This is a genomic window from Brevibacterium sp. JSBI002 (assembly GCF_026013965.1).
Classification (GTDB): Bacteria; Actinomycetota; Actinomycetes; order Actinomycetales; family Brevibacteriaceae; genus Brevibacterium.
Genome location: NZ_CP110341.1, coordinates 3442413 through 3459208 on the forward strand (window position 1 = coordinate 3442413; position 16796 = coordinate 3459208).

Genomic DNA, 16796 nt, shown 5'->3' on the forward strand with positions numbered 1-16796 from the left:
GATCAGAGCCGGTACTGGTTGTTCTCCTCGGCCGACGGTTCCTCGCTCTCACGTGCCCGGTCGTCCGCAGTCTCGTCTTCGGCAGGCTCTTCCTCGGCCGAGCCAGCGGACTCCTCGGCCTCATCGGGCATCTTGCCGGAGAGCGCGTCAGCCGACATTCCGGGTTCACCGGTCGGCGGTGCCTCGAGCGAGGAGCCGCTGGCGGATTCGTCGAATTCCTCCGGGTCGAGCGTCGCCGGGTCTTCGGCAGGTCCTTCGAGTTCGGGATCGGACGCCGAGGCGGATCCGCTGTCACTGACATCGTCCTTGTTCAGCGACGGAGCCGCAGACATGGTCTCGTTCGTCGTATCCGCGGCTTGTGGTGCAGCGGTATCTGCAGCCTGTGGTGCGGCCGTGGGCTGAGCCGGGAATTCCGGTGGCATCGGCGGAGGCGGAGGCAGTTCGGATGAATCCCCTGACCGCGCGGCCGGCTTCTCAGCGGGCCGAGCCGGTTCACCGTCGACAGCGGTTGTGCCGCCTGCCTCGGTGTCACTGGTGCGGGTGCCGGTCGTTTCGGTGTCTGCGACGCTGGCGTCGGCGGCTTCGGATCCATCGGAAGGCGCAGATGCGGATGGCTGTGCGGAGGCGACCGGCGCTGCCGGCTGTGCGGGCTTCACCACCACTGCGGGCTTCGCAGACTCAGTGCGTCGCTCCTCGCCTTTCGAGGTCTCGTCGCCTTCGGCTCCGTCAGATTCCAGGGACGAGTCCGTCTCACTGTTCTGCTCAGCCGCGTGCTCGGTCGCGTCGGTCTCAGGCGCCTCGTCCGACCCAACGGTCGTCGCCTCGTTCGGCGAAGCGGTCGCCGCACCGTCGGCAGCGGCGCTGGTCCCAGCCGATTCCTCGCCTTCGCTCGTCGCCGCGGCCCCAGCCGCGTCCGAGCCGTCAGCTGTCGCACTGCCGGCGGACTCGCTCGCAGTCGGAACCGTCTCTGTGGGTGTCGACTGAGCCGATGCACCCTCGGCGGGTGTCGCTTCCCCCGACGCCGCCTCGGCGGAATCGTCGGCTGCAGCCATCCCTGCGGCGGAACCCCCCTCGGCGGAAGCCTCTTCGGCTGACCCATCGGACGAGGCCACCTCCGACGATTGGGCGGTGGATCCCGGCAGGGCACCGTCGATGCCTTCGAGGCTCACTCCCGCCTCGGCGGCGAGTCGGGCACGTCGTTCGGCACGGGCCTTCGCTCGGTCGTCTTCGCTCTTCTGCGCCTTGGCCTTGGCCTTGGCCTTCGCCGATTCGCCCTTCGGCTGGGTCGGGCGCACGGCCTCCCAGACGAGCAGGACGACGAGCATGGTCAGTCCGACGATGACGCCCATGAGGATCGAACCCCACGGTCGCGCCATCGCAAAGAAGTCGAAGATGGCGTTCAGACCGAACATGACCGCCAGGCCGAGGATCAGTGCAACCAGGAATCTCATAACCCCATTGTGCCCTCTCCTGGTCCGAGTGCAGGGAAATGGGTCGACTTTCGTGCCGATGGCACTCCCCGAGGATGTGCACCCCACCTCTTCACATCACTGTGCCATGCGTCACAATAGGATCATGAACACCACCGAGAACTCCGCACCCAGCTACGACGACGTCGTGTCCCGCATTGCCGAGGACCCCGAGGGGTTCTGGCTCGAGCAGGCCAGGAACCACATCGCCTGGATCACCGAACCGACGAAGGCCGTCGACGATTCGAATGCGCCGATCTATCGCTGGTTCCCCGACGGCGAGCTCAACGTCTGCTACAACGCGCTCGACCGACATGTCGCGAACGGCCGCGGCGACCAGGCCGCCATCATCTACGACTCGCCGGTCACAGACACCGTCCGTTCCATCACCTACGCAGAACTGCTCGACGAGGTCTCCCGCTTCGCTCGGGCTCTGGCCGACAGAGGGGTGACCAAGGGCGATCGCGTCGTCATCTACATGCCGATGATCCCCGAGGCGGCCGTGGCCATGCTCGCCTGCGCCCGCCTCGGCGCGATCCACTCGGTCGTCTTCGGCGGCTTCGCCCCGAACGAACTGGCCGTGCGCATCGACGACACCGCCCCGAAGGCCGTCATCTCCACCTCCTGCGGAGTCGAGAAGAGCCGAGTCCTCGAATACAATCCGATGCTCGATGAGGCCATCGAGATCGCTGAGAACAAACCGGACTTCACCGTCATCGTCCAACGAGACGAACACCGCTGCGAACTCGGCGAGACCGACCTCGACTACGCCGAACTGCTCGCCCAGACACCCGAGGGCATCGACCCCGTGCCCGTTAAGGCCACAGACGAGCTCTACGTCCTCTACACCTCGGGCACCACCGGCAAACCGAAGGGAATCGTCCGCGATTCCGGCGGATACGCGGTGGCCGGCGCTTTCTCGATGCCGACCGTCTTCGGCCTTCAGCCCGGCGACACGATGTTCACCGCCTCCGATGTCGGGTGGGTCGTCGGGCACACGTACATCATCTACGCACCCCTGCTCGCCGGCGTCACCTCGGTGCTCTATGAAGGCAAACCCGTGGGCACCCCCGATGCCGGAGCCTTCTTCCGCGCCATCGAGCAGCACAAGGTCAACGTCCACTTCACCGCCCCGACGGCCATGCGCGTGGTGCGCAAGGAGGATCCGAACGGTGAGTTGATGAAGAAGTACGACCTGTCGTCCCTGCGTGCGGAATTCCTCGCTGGGGAACGTCTCGATCCCGACACGTACGAGTGGACGACGAAGATCCTCGCCGAGGCGACCGGACGCGACATCCCTGTCGTCGACAACTGGTGGCAGACGGAGACCGGCTGGCCGATCACGGCCAATCCCCTGGGACTGAACCGATTCCCCCTCAAAGCAGGATCGTCGACGAAGCCGACTCCCGGCTTCCAGGTCGAGGTCGTCGACCCCGGTGGCAAACCCGTTCGGGCCGGAGAGGAAGGGCTCATCGTCATCAAGCTGCCGCTGCCTCCGGGCACCATGGCAACCGTGTGGGGCGATGACGAGCGGTTCATCTCCTCGTACCTCGCCGCCTTCGACGGCTATTACCTCACCGGCGATTCCGGCTACCTCGATGAGGACGGCTACGTCTTCGTCATGGGCCGCACCGACGATGTCATCAACGTTGCCGGTCACCGCCTGTCCACCGGCATCATCGAGGCGGTCGTCGCTTCCCACCCGGCCGTGGCCGAGGCAGCTGTGATCGGCGTCCACGATGACGTGAAGGGGCAGATCCCGCGTGCCCTCGTCGTCCTCGGGGATTCCGCCGAGGCGGCCGACCCGGACACCGTCATCGACGAACTCGTGGCGCTCGTGCGCAAGGAGATCGGGCCGGTCGCCGCATTCAAACGCGTCGACATCGTCTCGGGTCTGCCGAAGACCAGGTCGGGCAAGATCCTGCGCAAGACGATGCGGCAGATCGCCGACGGCGACGCCGATCGGGCAGTGCCGTCGACGATCGAAGATCGCAGCGTTCTCGATGATCTCGGGGCGGTGCTCGCCCGCAGCTGAGAAGCCGGAGCCTTCAGCACGCAGACGCGATCCGATGCGAACCTCGGAGGTTCGCACCGGATCGCGTCGTTTCTGCTACGAGTTGCACCCCTGTTCGAAGCCCGCGGCGAATCCGCGCTCGAAGGCCTCTTGGACCTCCTGTTCGCGGCTGCGGCGCTCATCGGCCCAGCCGAAAGGATCGAATCCCCGTCGGCCCGGACCGAAGCCAGGACCGAAGTTCGGGCCGAACCCGCGGCGTCCGAGGCCTCCCCCGCGGCGGTCACGATCGCCATGCCCGTGCGCCTCGTGGCGGTCAGGGCCGCCTCGGTGATCGTCGTGATTATGGAAGCGTTTGTGATCGTGCGGTCCGTCGTGGCGGTCTGAGTCGTCTCCGCAGCGGTCGGGGCCGAGGTTCTCGACGATCTTCGACAGGGAGGCCTTGAGGTTCTCGAACTCTTCGGAGGTGAGCACCTCTTCGATGTGGTCGCCGACTCCGTCGCGCATATCGCGGAAGCGCTGGCGCAGCTCTTCGGGATCGATGTTCTTCGACGGACCCCAACCGCCCCGCCCGCGCGGCGGACCGTAGGTCACCGGCTCTTCGGGGTAAGCGGCACCGTCGGCGACCACTTCATCGGAGTCCCAGCGACGACGTCCGCGCCGCATGCGCCCGAAGTCGCGAGGGTCGAATCCGGAGTCCGCCGCGACCGAACGGAATTCGCGGCGCAGCACGTGGCTGAATTCGCGCAGCAGCTGCGGCAGATCGGCGTCGGTGTCATTGCTCTTGTCGTCGCCCGAACCGGCGTCGCTCACAGGTTCATCGCCTGCGGTCGCGGCATTGTCCGCGTCGACTGCGTCTGCATCGCCGAGCTTGTCGCGACCGGCATCAGAGCGTGAGGCATCGCCCGTGGCGGCGTTCTCGTCTGAGTTCATAGAGTCCTCGCTGCCTTTTGCGCCGGCGCCTGCTGCGCCTGCGGTCGGGGTGGTGAAGTCGTCGTTGTCATCGTTGAAGTCTTTGTTATCGGTCATGTCATCTCCTTAGTTGTCATCTGACATGTACATGCAGAATGACATGCACTTCGATTGCATGTCAAGTAGCATGTAAAATCGAATCATGAGCACGAACGATGACATTCAGACGATCGCCGAGGCGCTCACCCGCCTGCAGTGGCGGCGCGGGCCCGGCGGTCCGCGCGGATTCGGCCCCTTCGGTGGGTTCGGTGAGCACGGCGGACCCGCCGAACGCGGGGGCTTCGGTGAGCGCGGTGGATTCGGAGGCGGTCGGCACTCGGACGACTTCCCCTTCGGCGGCAAGCGTCATCCCGGTGGACCGTTCGCCGCACACGGCCGCGGGCGTGCGCTCATCCGCCTGCTCATCTCCCTCGTCCAGGCGGGCACGGCACTGGGAGTCAGCGCGCTCGGCGATGCGATCGGCGTCGATCAGCCGCGCGCGTCCAGGCTCGTATCCCAAGGCGTCGAGCTCGGACTACTGCGTCGCGAAGCAGACCCGGATGATGCCCGGCGAACCCTCATCGCGCTGACGGACAAGGGCCGCGCGATCACCAACAGATTCCGCGGCGCCCAGCGTGAGAACGTCGATCAGGCATTGAGCACATTCACCGAGGAGGAGCGCGCTCAGCTGGCCTCGCTGCTCACTCGTTTGGCGGATGCCTGGCCGAAGTAAGTGTCTCGGCGCCACTCCGGTCAGTCGGCCGTTGACTGTTCCGGGCAGACGACTGCTGACAGCTCCGGTCAGAACGCGGCCTGCCCGGAGCCTGACCTCAGCTCTCAGCGAGCTGTTTGAGTCGCTTGAGTGACGCGAGCAGGTTCTGGGCCGTCGTCGACTGTGCCCGAGGCAGGCGCTGAGGATCGCGCAGCTCGGTCCAGTCATAGGTGTGACGGACCAGGACCGAATCATCCCCTGTCGGTTCGATCTCCCAGACCCACTTCTGCCCGAACGGCTCTCCCCCGACCTCGGAGGGCTTCCAGGCGATGAGCCTGCCCTCGGCGAAGTCGACGATGTGGTTCTCGCGGTCCACTCCCTTGGTCAGGGTCGTGAAGAAGGAACCGCCTGTCCCACGCACCCGCTGACCGTCGACGGCCGAACCGAGGTTGTCGTTTCCGTCCCATTCCGGCTGTCGCTGCGGATCGGCGATGAGGTCGAAGACCGCCTCGGCGGGGGCCGCAATCTCGATCTCGGCGGTGACCACCTTGAGGACCGGATCGATCGAATCGAAGACGGAAGCATCGGGGGTCTGGTCGGTCATGGAGTCCTGCCTTCGTGTATGGTCCTGCCTCGGCGTCGAGCTGGGCTGCGGAGTGGATCGGACACGGTCAGAATACACGCGCCCGCCATCGCAGTCCTCCGGCCGACGGCCCCGCCAACGTGGCCTTCGATTCCGCGAGTCTCCAGCCTCAGTCCTCGAGCGCGCGGTCCTGGCGCTCGGCGCGCAGGGCTGCCGTGCTGAAGCGGGTGAACATCCGGGAGGAGTCGCTCGACAGCGCCAGCAGCACCGCCACCTGCATGGCGATGGTCGTCAGCGCATACATGTTCGTCGCCAGGTCGCGGTCTCCGGTGAAGTAGTTCGTCATCGACACGATCACGGAGATCGTCGAGAGCGTGAGGATCCACAGCCTGGCCCGGTTGCTGCCGCGGAACACCGACGTCGAGGCGATGACCTGCAGACACCCGATGAGGAGGCTGACGCCGACGAGGACTCCAGCGACGATGCGCGTGGCCGTGTCGTCGCTGATGGCCGCGATGTCCGAGCTGTAGCCGACGACTTCGGAGCGCAGTCCGTTCCAATCGAGGAGCATACTGATCACATCCCACGCTTGGAAGAGCAGCAGGACGAGTACGAGGGCGGCCCCGACGACGGTCTGCAGCGGGCGCTGTCGCCACAGCGTCTTCGTCACTTCGGACACGCTGCGTGAATCGGAGTAGATGCGGGTGGCGTCGAGAGCCAGCTCCAGGCGTTCGGGGTGATCGGCTTCGTCGTCGACCACCTCGGTGACGTCGACGATCGGCAGGTGCCCGTCGGTGATGATCGCATCGCCGCCGCCGTTGCGGGAATGGTATCCGGTGGAGAAGTCCTTGATCCGATCGACCGCGATCACTTCATTGGCACGGGTGACTGTGTCGACGATGTGGTCGCGTTCGACGTCGGTGTTCTCTTCGATCCTGTGGGTGAACTGGAGGGTGAACAGGGAGATGCCGACGGCTTTGTCATAGGTACCGGCGGCCAGCCAATCGGCCTGATGTCCGCCGGGCAGCAGCCATCCGCGCGGGCATTTCCAGAACCGCACATGGTGGCGCTGGCCCGGATCTCCGTCGACTTCCTGCTGGTAGGCGAAGTCCTGACGGCGGCCGAACAGCAGCAGCGGGGACACCGGCGCCTGCGGGTAGCTGCGCTTCGTCACCGTCGACCGGATGATCTCCCACGTCGATGCGGGAGTGATGCTGTCGGCGAGGATCCATCCGGCTTCACGCATCGCATGGTGGATCTGCGCTTCCTCACCGCGCCAGGCGAGATTGACCGGATCGCCGAGCAGACCGTCAGAGGTGCGAGTGCGGCCGATGAAGTAGTTCGGCACATAGATCTGGGACAGGATGCGGTGCAGCCTGGGCAGAGCCAGATAGGACACGACTCCCCAGAATACGAGCAGCGTGAGCACCTGCCACCAGCCGAGGCTGAATCCCTTGAGCAGGATGAGCAGCGCCAGCCAAGTCGAGACCGCACCGGCGAACAGGAAGAACAGGTAGTCGAGCACTCCGGTGGGCGTGAAATGGTGTCGCCGATAGACGAACGGCTGCCTCAGCCGCCGCTTCTGCCCGACCGCCGCACCGGCCGCATCCGTTCCGTCCGTCGTCCCGCCCGTTGTCATGAGGGCCAGTTTAGTGATCAGTGCTCAGTCACCGGAATGAGGAAGACCCGACATCCCTTCGCCGAGGCGGTCGGAACGAGGATCCCCACCGCCCCCCTCACAGAGGGGCCCGACCGAAATCGGTCAGGTTCGTCCCTTGCCCGATGTCTGCTCCCGTCGGCGACGATCGAGTGCGGCGAATGCGGTGGCTGCGAGCTCCGGGCTGTCGTCGTCGCTGAGCTCGGCAATGAGGTCACTGCTGCCGTCGCCGGAGATCTCGAGGAGGACTTGGAGCACCCGGAACCGCATCTGGGAATCGTGTGAGTCCGCTTGTCGATGCAGTTCGGTGAGGACCCGTTCGCCGATGTCGGCAGTCGGCCCGGTCGCGTCGACGATGAAGCCGAGGGTCTCGGCCGCCTCGATGTCCCTCGGTCCGTTCATCGCCATGTCGAGCAGCACGGGCACAGCTTTCTCATCACCTGAGCGGCCGAGGGTGAGTGCGGCGATGCTGCGGATATCAGGGTCGACATCGTCGAGTCCCTTGTCCAGTGCCTGCCGGATCATCGAAATCGAGCGTGAGTCGAGTTTCTCATCAGGTGTGGTCCTGCGGATCTCGTCGAGGGCCAGCAGTGCATTGCGACGCACTTGGGCAGATGCGTCGTCCATTCCGACCACCACATGAGGCACGGCCTCAGCGCCGGCCTGGGCGAGCGCCCACCGCATGGCCCCGGCCGCGTTGAGCACGGTCTCCTGCAGGACCGCCTGCGACAGGGCCTCGATCGGCATTCCTCCGTCGACTCCGCTGCCGAGTGCGGCCTTGTGCCGTTGGATGACATCGCCGGACTCGAGAGAGCGCATGAGATCGATGGTGTACAGGAGAGACTCGCCGTCGGCTCGACCGAGCCGAGCGACGGACTGGAGGTGGTCGAGCAGACGCTGCTCGGCCGCGATCCGCTCACGTGCCTGGTCGATGAAGTCCCCGAGCACTGTGCCGGGGTCGAAGTCCGGCTCGGACAGCACCCGACCGACTTCAGTCAGAGACATCCCGAGTTTGCGCAGACCCTCGATGTGGAAGATGCGCCCTATATCGGCATCGGAGTACTCGCGATAGCCGCCAGGCGTCCGCTGGCTGGGCGAGACGAGGCCCAATGATTCGTAGTGGCGCAGCATGCGTGCGCTCACACCGGAGCGCCGGGCCACTTCGCCGATGAGCATTGCCACCTCTTCTCTGCTGTCAGCCACTCTATGCCGCAATCGCGGCCCTCCGGGTGCATTGTTCCGAAGTTCTTCGATGCCTGGGACCTTTCGGACGTCGCTCAACGGCCGCAGGCGGACTTCGTGCAGGTGCTGGAACAGCGCCCTGAAGGAAGGGATCCGAGGCCTCGGCCGTGCGCCGGCGGGCTTGCCCCACCCGTCGGCACACGCGCGATCGGACCTTCCCTGTGCCGATCTAGACCGTGGCCTCGGACCCCAGTGCGACCACCCGCTTGGCTGCGTCCAAGGCGTGGGCGAAACCGGCATCCGGGTCATCGAACATGTCCCGGGTCGCCATGGCGTGAGCCCGCACTGTGTCGTCCTCTGCGTGAAGCCTCTCATCGACCACTGACACGAGATCCTCGCCAAGGGCCACAATCGCTCGGCTGAGGCTCTTCTGCATCTCGAGATCCCCTCGCCCCAACTGCGTCACTAGGACGGATGCCAGCTCTTCACGATCTTCACCGGGCACAAGGGCAACGGCGGCTCTCCACGCGCTGCGAGCCACCTCGGTGTCGGTATGGGCGATGAATGCAGTGCCGATCCGGGACGGGTCCATGGCCGGCCAGGCGCGCACGTCACCGATCTTCGACAGGGTGTGCAGGGATTGACTGATCGCCTGCGGCAGCGGCGAGTCGAGTTCGGCGACGAGGCGGGCAACGGTGTCGTCGGCGGGCAGCCGAGTGAGCGCCCAGGTGAGCATGTCGCGGACGAAGAAGTCCGGTTCGATGCGGCACCGGGCGATGAGCACGTCGAGGTCACGGGGCTCGGCCCGGGTGCCGATAGCCATCGCCGCTTGCAGGCGCTGCTGCGGGTTCGAGCACGACAGCGCCCTGTGTAGGTCGTCGACCTCGTGGGCGGTGTGCTGTCTGTGTGGATGTGTCATGGTCTCCACCTCCTTGCCACCCAGTGAAGACCCTGACATCGTGTCAAGGTCAAGCGGATCAGACTCATCTCATTCCCACCCCTGGAGCGGAGCCTCGAATGGACAAGATCGATTTCAAGAGATCGCTGCCGAGTCTCCGCGCGAAGCAGGGGCGATTCGACCTCGTCGAGGTGCCGGAATCGCGGTACCTCATGCTCGATGGCCACGGGGACCCGAACACGTCGCCGGATTTCGCATCGGCGCTGACGAGCCTCTATCCGCTCGCCTATGGGCTGAAGTTCTTCAGCAAGCTCGAACTCGGCCGCGACTATGTCGTGCCTCCGCTCGAAGGGCTGTGGTGGGCCGATGATATGGCAGCGTTCACGAGTGCTCGGGACAAGTCAGCGTGGGACTTCACGCTCATGCTGCTCGTCCCGGACTGGTTGGATGCAGGCCACGTCGACGGCGTCATCGACACGGTCCGGGCGAAGGGATCGGCGCCCCGCCTCGGCGAGATCCGATTCGACGTGCTGCGGGAGAGAACGTGCGTCCAGACCCTGCACATCGGTCCCTTCGATGACGAAGGGCCCGTCCTCGAGCGCATGCACACCGATGTCATTCCCGAGGCAGGGATGACGATGGCAGGCAGGCATCACGAGATCTATCTCAGCGATGTTCGCCGGACCGCGCCGGAGAAGCTGCGCACGATCCTCCGCCAGCCGGTGGTCCCGCAGGATCACCGAGGCTGATCCGGATCGGTGATCCGGACGGGTGCCGACGATGCTGCTCGCGGTCCTACCAGGGACTCAGCCGCGGTCCGAGACTCAGCCTCCGCTCGTCCAACCTCCGGACACCGGAGCAGTGGTGCTCGGACCGGGGCCGCCGTCCGAGTCGGAATCGGAGGATGGGGATCCGACCGACGAGGAGTCCGAGGTCGGCGATGAACCTGTCGACGATGATTCCGCGGAGAGGAAGATGATGGCGACGAGGATGCCGGCAACGGTCAGGATGCCGACAGCGGCGAAGGAGAAGACCACAATGAGGCAGGTCATCAGAGGTGGGCGGTTGTTGCGCCGAACGATTCTCACCATGGTTCAAGCCTAAGCTGTGCGGGGTCATCCGAAATCGGTCCGCACTCGGCTCCGCTCGCACCCTCACCGCCGCACGGCCGTGACCTTCCTGTGATAAAAACCTCGGCGTTGCCCCATGCACTCTTAAGTTTGTTGCATTATCGTTATATTCATGCCTCGTCTGACATCATCTCGCAAGGGCCGCCGGTCCGTGCTCACTGGTGCCCTCATCGGGCTCGGGGCGGCAGTGATGGCACTGGTCGTGGGCGCCGTCATCATCCTCAATTCCCCCATTTCATTCGGTTCCACGAAGATCAGGCAGATGCAGATGGCTTCCGTCAGTCAGCTCAGTCAGCAGCAGATCGACAATGCTCGGCTCATCATCGGCGTCGGCCGCGGGGGCAGCTTCGACGACCATGCGATCAGGATCGCCCTGATGACAGCGCTGCAGGAGTCCTCGCTGCGCAATCTGGATTCCGGCGACCGCGATTCGGTCGGCCTGTTCCAGCAGCGCCCGTCACAAGGCTGGGGCGAGCCCCATCAGCTCACCGATCCCATCTACGCGGCCAAGGCGTTCTACGGGATCAACCCCGAGGTCGAGAACCCCGGCCTCAATCAGATCGACGGCTGGGATTCGATGTCACCGACCGAAGCCGCGCAGTCCGTGCAGCGGTCGGCACTACCCGACGCCTACGGTCAGTGGGAGACCTTGGCCGATGACCTCCTCGGATCGCAGGCCGACGTCGAAGCCCTCGACTGAGACGCGGGCAGCTCCGACCGCCCGAACCCCGCGACAGCCACGACCACTCCACAGTGCCGGATATCGCATGACCACCCCGGTTGTCCGGTAATCTGCACTCATGGCTTCCGTTCCCGATTCCGTTCCCGTCAATGACGACGTCGAGCAGCTCCTGCTCAATCCCGAGGGCCATCTCGAAGCCATCACCGAGACTGCCGACCTCTTCAAGGCACTTGCCACACCCTCCCGGCTGAAGATGCTGCTCGTCCTCACCCACGGTGAGGCCACTGTCACCCACATCGTCGAGGCGACCGGACTGTCCCAGCCGCTGGTGTCCCAGCACCTGAAGTTCCTCCGCGGACTCCACCTCGTCGGAGTCAATCGGATCGGCCGCGAAGCCTACTATTCGCTCAAGGACGACCACGTCGCCCACATCATCGTCGACGCCATCGCCCACACGATCGAGGCCCACGAACACTGAGTCCCGCCTGGGGCGGGGCTTCCACAGCGATTCCTTCGCCGAGGCGGCCCACCGTTCCCAGCCCACAGCAGCGCATCTCTCGCCGAGTCAGTGCCCGCCCTACCGACGTCGCCGAGGTGTCAGGGCCGCGGGTCCTCCACCGACGACCCAGACGATGAGGGCCACGAGGACGGCACCGATCCACTGGCCCGCCTGCAGCCGCTCCCCGGCGACGAGGGATCCGAGCACGACTGCGGACAGCGGTTGGAGCAGCATGAGCGCCGCGGTCATCGGCACCGGCACCAGCGGGCTGGAGATGCTCAGCAGCACCCATGACAGGGCCTGACCGCAGACGGCCAGGGCGATCATCCAGCCCCAACCGGCCCAGCCGAGGTCGAAGTCGAGGCCGCCGAAGGTCAGCCCGGCGACCGCGGTCATCACCCCGGCGGAGATCGTGCCCACCTGGACCGGGGCGACGATGAAGTCTCCGGCGACCTTCCGGCTGTGGTGGATGCCGAAGATGTAGACGCCGTAGAGCACACCGGACAGGACCCCGAAGATCGCTCCCCGCATCGGATTCGCTGCCGTCTCGTCGGCGCCGAACACTCCCCCGGTCAGCAGCGTGCCGATGATCATGATCGGCACGCAGCCGATGAACAGCCATCCCGGCCGGGAACCGCCGAACGCCCACACCAGCGCCGGGAACACGATCACTTGAACGCTGATGAGGACCGTGGACACGCCCAGACCGGCGTCGAGCACGCTCTGCGCCCACAGCACATAGTCGATTCCGAGCGCCGCTCCGGAGACCGCGGCGATGAGGATCGCCTTCGGCGGGAATCGACCGTGCCTGCGCAGCTCGAGCCACGCCAACGGGGCGAGCACAATGACCGCTATCCAACACCGCAGGAAGGCAGCTGTGGGGGCGGTCGCCTCGGCGAGGATGACGAACAGTCCGGCCGATCCGAGCAGGACGGCGGCCAGGATGATGCCGAGCACCGGCAGGGCCTTGCGAGCGGGAGGCGGCCCGCCCGCCCGCACATCCTCGGCGCTCATCGGATCCCCTCGGAAGGGCTCATCTCACGACGTTCAGGGCTCATCCCATGAAATCGAGGATGCGGTCGATGGCTTCGGCCGTGCGGTCCGCTCCGACGGCCAGCGACAGGCGCACCGAACGGGGACCGTTGACTGAGTCGAAGTCATCACCGGGTGCGAGCGCGACACCGGTGGCCTCGAGCACCTGCGCGCACCACTGGCCGGCAGTGGCAATTCCCGCGCGGTCGAGGATGTCGTCGACTCCGGCGTACATGTAGAAGGCACCGTCGGGTGGGGCCATCTCGCCGAAGCCGAGGTCTGCGCGGGCGCCCAGGACATGTGCGCGTGCACCGGCGAACGATGCCACAGCGGCCTCGCATTCGGCATAGGACTCATCTGAAAAGGCCGCGACCGCCGCGTACTGTGCCGGGACCGGGGCGCACAGGGAGAGGTTGCCTGTGACGTTCTGGGCCGGGGCGACGAGCGCTTCGGGCAGGATCGCCCAGCCGAGGCGCCACCCGGTCATGCCCCAGTATTTGGAGAACGAGGAGATGACGATCGCAGTGTCGTCGTGGGCGAGTGCGCATTCGCCGCGGGTGCCGATATAGCTGATGCCGTGGTAGATCTCATCGGAGATCACCTGCACCCCGTTGGCCCGGCACCAGTCGACGATCCGGCCGAGCGCCTCGGGGCCGATCATCGTGCCGGTCGGGTTCGCGGGTGAGGCGAGCATGAGCCCCTTGAGCGGGGCCTCCGCATGGGCGGCGGCCAAGAGGTCGACGGTGGGCTGGAACCCTTCATCGGCACCACAGTCGAGTTCGACGACCTCGCAGCCGAGTGCGGCGAGGATGTTCTTGTACGCCCCATACCCGGGTCGGGCCAGAGCCACCCGGTCACCGACGTCGAAGCAGGTGAGGAACGTCGTCTGGAAGGCGCCGGAGGATCCGGTCGTCACGGCGATGCGGTCGGGTGCGATGTCGAGTCCGTACCAGTCGCGGTAGTGGGAGGCGATGGCTTCGCGCAGTTCGGGGATGCCGAAGATCGGCGAGTATCCGAGTCCAGTGCCGTCGGTCATGACCTCGGCGGCACGGGCGAGCACGGGACTGGGCGCGCCCTGGGTCGGTTCGCCGAGGCACATGGCGATGGTGTCGCGGCCGGTGCGCTGCATCTGTCCGACGGTGGCGACGATACCCATCGCGGCGAACGGTTTGACGAGCCCGGACCGGGCGGAGGCAGCCGGGATGGTTTCGGCGGAGGCGGCCGGACCGGACACGGCGTTGGCACGGGTGGTGGGGTCCGCCTCGGCGGGGGTGGATGAGGTCATCGGTTCACTTCTTCTCTCGCGGGAGGCGGCCGAGGGTGTAGAACTCCGGGTTCGGGAGCATTCCGGAGATGTGGGCCATGCGGTTGGACAGGCCGAAGAAGCCGGTGATCGCGGCGATGTCCCAGGCGTCTTCGGCGTCGAATCCGTGGTCGGCAAGCCTCTGGTGGTCGGCGTCTCCTACGGCCCACGGCTCTTCGCAGACCTTGACGGCGAAGTCGAGCATAGCCATCTGACGTGGGCTGATATCGGCTTGGCGATAGTTCGTGGCGACGACATCGGCGATGAGCGCGTCTTTCTGGAAGATCCGCAGCATCGCTCCGTGCGCGACGACGCAGTAGAGGCAGTGATTGATCGCCGAGGTGGCCACGACGATCATCTCCCGATCGGCCTTGGTCAGGTTCCCCGTCTCCTTCTCCATGAGCGCGTCATAGTAGGCGAAGAAGGCGCGGAATTCGTCCGGCCGGCGTGCCAAGGCGAGGAAGACGTTGGGCACGAAGCCCGACTTCTCGGCGACCTCGAGGATCTGGGCGCGGATGTCATCGTCGACGTTGTCGATGTCAGCAAGTGGGTATCGCATATCCCTCATGCTAGCCCGGGTGGATCGGTTCAAGTCGAGCCCGCTCAGGGCGATACAGTGAGGGCGTCAGGTCCGTCCCGGCTTCGCTCGATTCTGCTGGGGCCGCTCGCGCATCGAAGGAGATCACCATGACCGCAGACAATGCAGCAGACACCGGTTCGACCGGCGAGGTCCAGCTCGACAACGGAGTGTTCCGCGTGACGAAGTGGACGATCCGACCCGACGGCGTCATCCCGATGCACAGGCACGAGTACGAGTACGTCGTCGTGCCGATGGTCACGGACACGATGCTCGTGCGCAATTCGGACGGCACAGAGATACGCGCCGAACTCGAGGCCGGAGACTCCTATACGCGCCCGGCAGGATCGGAACACGAGGTCTCGAACCCCGGAGGCAACGCCGACGTCGTCTTCGTCGAGGTCGAACGCCTCTGAACCAAGTAGTTCATAAAGCACGTTCCCTGTGGGTGGATCCACCTCGATTTCTGCCGCGATATCGGTGTGGATCCACCCACAGGAGACATTTCAGCTCGCGTCACATCACTCGAGCGCCCTAGAGGCGACGAGAAGTCAGCTTCAGCGGGTGGGGATCTCCCAGGTGTGGACGGGCTTCCCTGTCGCCTGGTTCGCGAGGTAGGCATCCATCATCGCCGTGATGCCCTCGGCGCGTTCGGGTGAGTCCTGGCGGCTGCCGGGCGCGAGGCTCTCGAGGGCCTTCAGCTGCCAGGTCGCACCGTTGACGCGGCTTTCGGCACGGCCTTCGATGATCGACATGTATTCGTCGATGACGTCCTTGTCGATGTTCAGTCGTGAGAGTCCGCGCCTGGCCTGCGGTGCGAGCACATCGGTGACGAGGTCGGCCACGCCGATGCGTCCGATCTTCGGCCAGGTCACCCGGGCCTCGATCCCATCTTTGGCGCAGGCGTTGAAGTTCTCCTCCGCCTCGGCGAACGACATCCGCGACCACACGGGACGGTTCTCCCCGACGAGGAACTCGGCCAGACCGTAGTAGAAAGCGGCGTCGGCAACCATGTCCACCGGGGTCGGACCGGCCGGGAGCAGTCGGTTCTCGACACGGATGTGCGCGCCGCCGTCACCGGAGTTGTAGATGGGACGGTTCCAACGCCACACCGTGCCGTTGTGCAGATTGAGTTCGAAGAGCTTCGGAGCGTCGGCGGCACGGAATTCGACGAAGTCCTTGATCTCGGGCAGCAGCGGCGGGAAGTAGCGGACGTTCTCCTCGAAGAGGTCGAAGACGCTGGTGATCCACCGTTCGCCGAACCATACGCGGGGACGCACGCCCTGGTTGACGAGTTCGGGTGTGCGGGTGTCGATGGACTGCGCGAAGATCGGGATCCGGGATTCGTGCCACAGCTTGCGGCCGACGAACAGCGGTGAGTTCGCTGCCATCGCCACCTGCGCCCCGGCGATCGCCTGCGAGGCGTTCCACGCGTCGGCGAACCGGTTCGGTGCCACCTGCAGGTGCAGCTGCATCGAGGTGCAGGAGGATTCCGGAGCGATATCGGCGAACTCCGCCTTGTACCGCTCTTCACGGCCGAGTTCGATGCGGACGTATTCGCCGCGAGCGTCGATGACCGAGTTGCTCAGCGCCTCGTAGCGGTTCTCCTCGGTCATCCACTTCTCGTCGGTGAGGAATTCGGTGGTCAGGGTCGGCAGGGTGCCGATCGACACGACCTTGAGTCCGTCCTCCTCGGCGGCTTTCTGCGCTTTCTCCAAACGGTGGGCGACACCGGCTTCGAGGGTCTTCAGCCCCCGCCCGGCCACTTGGAGCACGGGATGGTTGAGTTCGAGGTTGAAGCCTCCGATCTCGGACTGGTATTCGTCATCGAGGCGATCGAGCACCTCCTTGTTGCGCAGGCTCGGCTGATTGCCCTCGCCGACGAGGTTGAGCTCGAGTTCGAGCCCGATCGTGCCCGCCGATTTGAAATCCGCATGACGAAGGTAGGTATCGAAGAGCTCGAGGTTCTCCGCGAGCTTCTCCCGATACAGTGTGCGTTCCTCTGGCGTGTACCGCTTGGAGCTGACTGCCTCACCCATAGGACTAGCAAACCACAGACGGCAGGGTTTGTGCTCAGTGATTTCCGTCCCGCATCCGGGCGCACATCTGG

General features: G+C 65.5%; 17 protein-coding genes. 6 read left to right on the top strand and 11 right to left on the bottom strand.

Annotated elements, in window-relative coordinates; all coding sequences use genetic code 11:
• Positions 1-2: 2 nt before the first annotated feature.
• Entirely contained in the window at positions 3-1451 is a 1449-nt protein-coding gene (locus LJ362_RS15550) for a hypothetical protein (RefSeq protein ID WP_264799929.1), read from the bottom strand.
• Between the two features lie 106 nt (positions 1452-1557).
• Here LJ362_RS15550 and LJ362_RS15555 point away from each other — a divergent pair, with 106 nt between their 5' ends.
• A complete protein-coding gene (locus LJ362_RS15555; protein ID WP_264799930.1) occupies positions 1558-3504 on the top strand; it encodes an acetate--CoA ligase in 1947 nt (648 codons plus the stop codon).
• Between the two features lie 75 nt (positions 3505-3579).
• Here the strand turns inward: LJ362_RS15555 and LJ362_RS15560 are convergent, their stop codons facing one another.
• The gene (locus LJ362_RS15560) at positions 3580-4509 is read right to left on the bottom strand and encodes a hypothetical protein (protein ID WP_264799931.1); all 930 of its coding nucleotides are present in this window, start codon (positions 4507-4509) and stop codon (positions 3580-3582) included.
• An 85-nt stretch (positions 4510-4594) separates the two neighbouring features.
• On the opposite strand from LJ362_RS15560, the gene LJ362_RS15565 reads away from it, so the two are divergent.
• Positions 4595-5164 carry a MarR family winged helix-turn-helix transcriptional regulator gene (locus tag LJ362_RS15565; RefSeq protein ID WP_264799932.1) on the top strand — a complete coding sequence of 190 codons (570 nt, stop codon included), beginning with the start codon at positions 4595-4597 and terminating at the stop codon, positions 5162-5164.
• Between the two features lie 97 nt (positions 5165-5261).
• On the opposite strand, the gene LJ362_RS15570 is transcribed toward LJ362_RS15565, so the two are convergent.
• The 4 genes from LJ362_RS15570 to LJ362_RS15585 all read right to left on the bottom strand — a co-directional run bounded on the left by LJ362_RS15570 (position 5262) and on the right by LJ362_RS15585 (position 9484).
• Positions 5262-5747: an SRPBCC family protein gene (locus tag LJ362_RS15570; protein ID WP_264799933.1), complete on the bottom strand. Its 486-nt coding sequence runs from the start codon at positions 5745-5747 to the stop codon at positions 5262-5264.
• A gap of 148 nt (positions 5748-5895) precedes the next feature.
• Positions 5896-7365 carry an LssY C-terminal domain-containing protein gene (locus LJ362_RS15575; RefSeq protein ID WP_264799934.1) on the bottom strand — a complete coding sequence of 490 codons (1470 nt, stop codon included), beginning with the start codon at positions 7363-7365 and terminating at the stop codon, positions 5896-5898.
• Positions 7366-7488: 123 nt separating this feature from the next.
• The gene (locus LJ362_RS15580) at positions 7489-8586 is read right to left on the bottom strand and encodes a MerR family transcriptional regulator (RefSeq protein WP_264799935.1); all 1098 of its coding nucleotides are present in this window, start codon (positions 8584-8586) and stop codon (positions 7489-7491) included.
• 208 nt (positions 8587-8794) lie between these two features.
• Positions 8795-9484 carry a HEAT repeat domain-containing protein gene (locus LJ362_RS15585; RefSeq protein WP_264799936.1) on the bottom strand — a complete coding sequence of 230 codons (690 nt, stop codon included), beginning with the start codon at positions 9482-9484 and terminating at the stop codon, positions 8795-8797.
• Between the two features lie 98 nt (positions 9485-9582).
• On the opposite strand from LJ362_RS15585, the gene LJ362_RS15590 reads away from it, so the two are divergent.
• Positions 9583-10212, top strand: a complete 630-nt coding sequence (locus LJ362_RS15590) for a GyrI-like domain-containing protein (RefSeq protein WP_264799938.1) — start codon at positions 9583-9585, stop codon at positions 10210-10212.
• Between the two features lie 75 nt (positions 10213-10287).
• Here LJ362_RS15590 and LJ362_RS15595 read toward each other — a convergent pair whose 3' ends face one another.
• On the bottom strand, positions 10288-10554 hold the full coding sequence (locus LJ362_RS15595; protein ID WP_264799939.1) for a hypothetical protein: 267 nt from the start codon (positions 10552-10554) through the stop codon (positions 10288-10290).
• Between the two features lie 151 nt (positions 10555-10705).
• Here LJ362_RS15595 and LJ362_RS15600 point away from each other — a divergent pair, with 151 nt between their 5' ends.
• Entirely contained in the window at positions 10706-11293 is a 588-nt protein-coding gene (locus LJ362_RS15600) for a peptidoglycan-binding protein (protein WP_264799940.1), read from the top strand.
• A 100-nt stretch (positions 11294-11393) separates the two neighbouring features.
• The gene (locus LJ362_RS15605) at positions 11394-11753 is read left to right on the top strand and encodes an ArsR/SmtB family transcription factor (RefSeq protein WP_264799941.1); all 360 of its coding nucleotides are present in this window, start codon (positions 11394-11396) and stop codon (positions 11751-11753) included.
• Between the two features lie 99 nt (positions 11754-11852).
• On the opposite strand, the gene LJ362_RS15610 is transcribed toward LJ362_RS15605, so the two are convergent.
• From LJ362_RS15610 to LJ362_RS15620, 3 genes are read right to left on the bottom strand one after another with little or no spacing between them, the layout of a single operon-like run.
• Positions 11853-12788: a DMT family transporter gene (locus LJ362_RS15610; RefSeq protein WP_264799942.1), complete on the bottom strand. Its 936-nt coding sequence runs from the start codon at positions 12786-12788 to the stop codon at positions 11853-11855.
• A 40-nt stretch (positions 12789-12828) separates the two neighbouring features.
• A complete protein-coding gene (locus LJ362_RS15615; RefSeq protein WP_413774214.1) occupies positions 12829-14091 on the bottom strand; it encodes a pyridoxal phosphate-dependent aminotransferase in 1263 nt (420 codons plus the stop codon).
• Positions 14092-14095: 4 nt separating this feature from the next.
• Positions 14096-14668: a peroxidase-related enzyme gene (locus tag LJ362_RS15620; RefSeq protein WP_216657062.1), complete on the bottom strand. Its 573-nt coding sequence runs from the start codon at positions 14666-14668 to the stop codon at positions 14096-14098.
• 128 nt (positions 14669-14796) lie between these two features.
• Here LJ362_RS15620 and LJ362_RS15625 point away from each other — a divergent pair, with 128 nt between their 5' ends.
• Entirely contained in the window at positions 14797-15102 is a 306-nt protein-coding gene (locus LJ362_RS15625) for a cupin domain-containing protein (RefSeq protein WP_264799943.1), read from the top strand.
• Positions 15103-15243: 141 nt separating this feature from the next.
• On the opposite strand, the gene LJ362_RS15630 is transcribed toward LJ362_RS15625, so the two are convergent.
• Positions 15244-16725 (bottom strand): glutamate-cysteine ligase family protein, encoded by a 1482-nt coding sequence (locus LJ362_RS15630; RefSeq protein WP_139469012.1) that lies wholly within the window; start codon positions 16723-16725, stop codon positions 15244-15246.
• Between the last annotated feature and the right edge of the window lie 71 nt (positions 16726-16796).

Bases quoted from the DNA above. Each gene is read 5' to 3' on its own strand.
- LJ362_RS15620 (WP_216657062.1), bottom strand. From the start codon at position 14,668: ATGCGATACCCACTTGCTGACATCGACAACGTCGACGATGACATCCGC.
- LJ362_RS15625 (WP_264799943.1), top strand. From the start codon at position 14,797: ATGACCGCAGACAATGCAGCAGACACCGGTTCGACCGGCGAGGTCCAG.
- LJ362_RS15565 (WP_264799932.1), top strand. From the start codon at position 4,595: ATGAGCACGAACGATGACATTCAGACGATCGCCGAGGCGCTCACCCGC.
- LJ362_RS15570 (WP_264799933.1), bottom strand. From the start codon at position 5,747: ATGACCGACCAGACCCCCGATGCTTCCGTCTTCGATTCGATCGATCCG.
- LJ362_RS15610 (WP_264799942.1), bottom strand. From the start codon at position 12,788: ATGAGCGCCGAGGATGTGCGGGCGGGCGGGCCGCCTCCCGCTCGCAAG.
- LJ362_RS15575 (WP_264799934.1), bottom strand. From the start codon at position 7,365: ATGACAACGGGCGGGACGACGGACGGAACGGATGCGGCCGGTGCGGCG.
- LJ362_RS15550 (WP_264799929.1), bottom strand. From the start codon at position 1,451: ATGAGATTCCTGGTTGCACTGATCCTCGGCCTGGCGGTCATGTTCGGT.
- LJ362_RS15560 (WP_264799931.1), bottom strand. From the start codon at position 4,509: ATGACCGATAACAAAGACTTCAACGATGACAACGACGACTTCACCACC.
- LJ362_RS15600 (WP_264799940.1), top strand. From the start codon at position 10,706: ATGCCTCGTCTGACATCATCTCGCAAGGGCCGCCGGTCCGTGCTCACT.
- LJ362_RS15595 (WP_264799939.1), bottom strand. From the start codon at position 10,554: ATGGTGAGAATCGTTCGGCGCAACAACCGCCCACCTCTGATGACCTGC.
- LJ362_RS15590 (WP_264799938.1), top strand. From the start codon at position 9,583: ATGGACAAGATCGATTTCAAGAGATCGCTGCCGAGTCTCCGCGCGAAG.
- LJ362_RS15555 (WP_264799930.1), top strand. From the start codon at position 1,558: ATGCGTCACAATAGGATCATGAACACCACCGAGAACTCCGCACCCAGC.
- LJ362_RS15585 (WP_264799936.1), bottom strand. From the start codon at position 9,484: ATGACACATCCACACAGACAGCACACCGCCCACGAGGTCGACGACCTA.
- LJ362_RS15605 (WP_264799941.1), top strand. From the start codon at position 11,394: ATGGCTTCCGTTCCCGATTCCGTTCCCGTCAATGACGACGTCGAGCAG.
- LJ362_RS15630 (WP_139469012.1), bottom strand. From the start codon at position 16,725: ATGGGTGAGGCAGTCAGCTCCAAGCGGTACACGCCAGAGGAACGCACA.
- LJ362_RS15615 (WP_413774214.1), bottom strand. From the start codon at position 14,091: ATGACCTCATCCACCCCCGCCGAGGCGGACCCCACCACCCGTGCCAAC.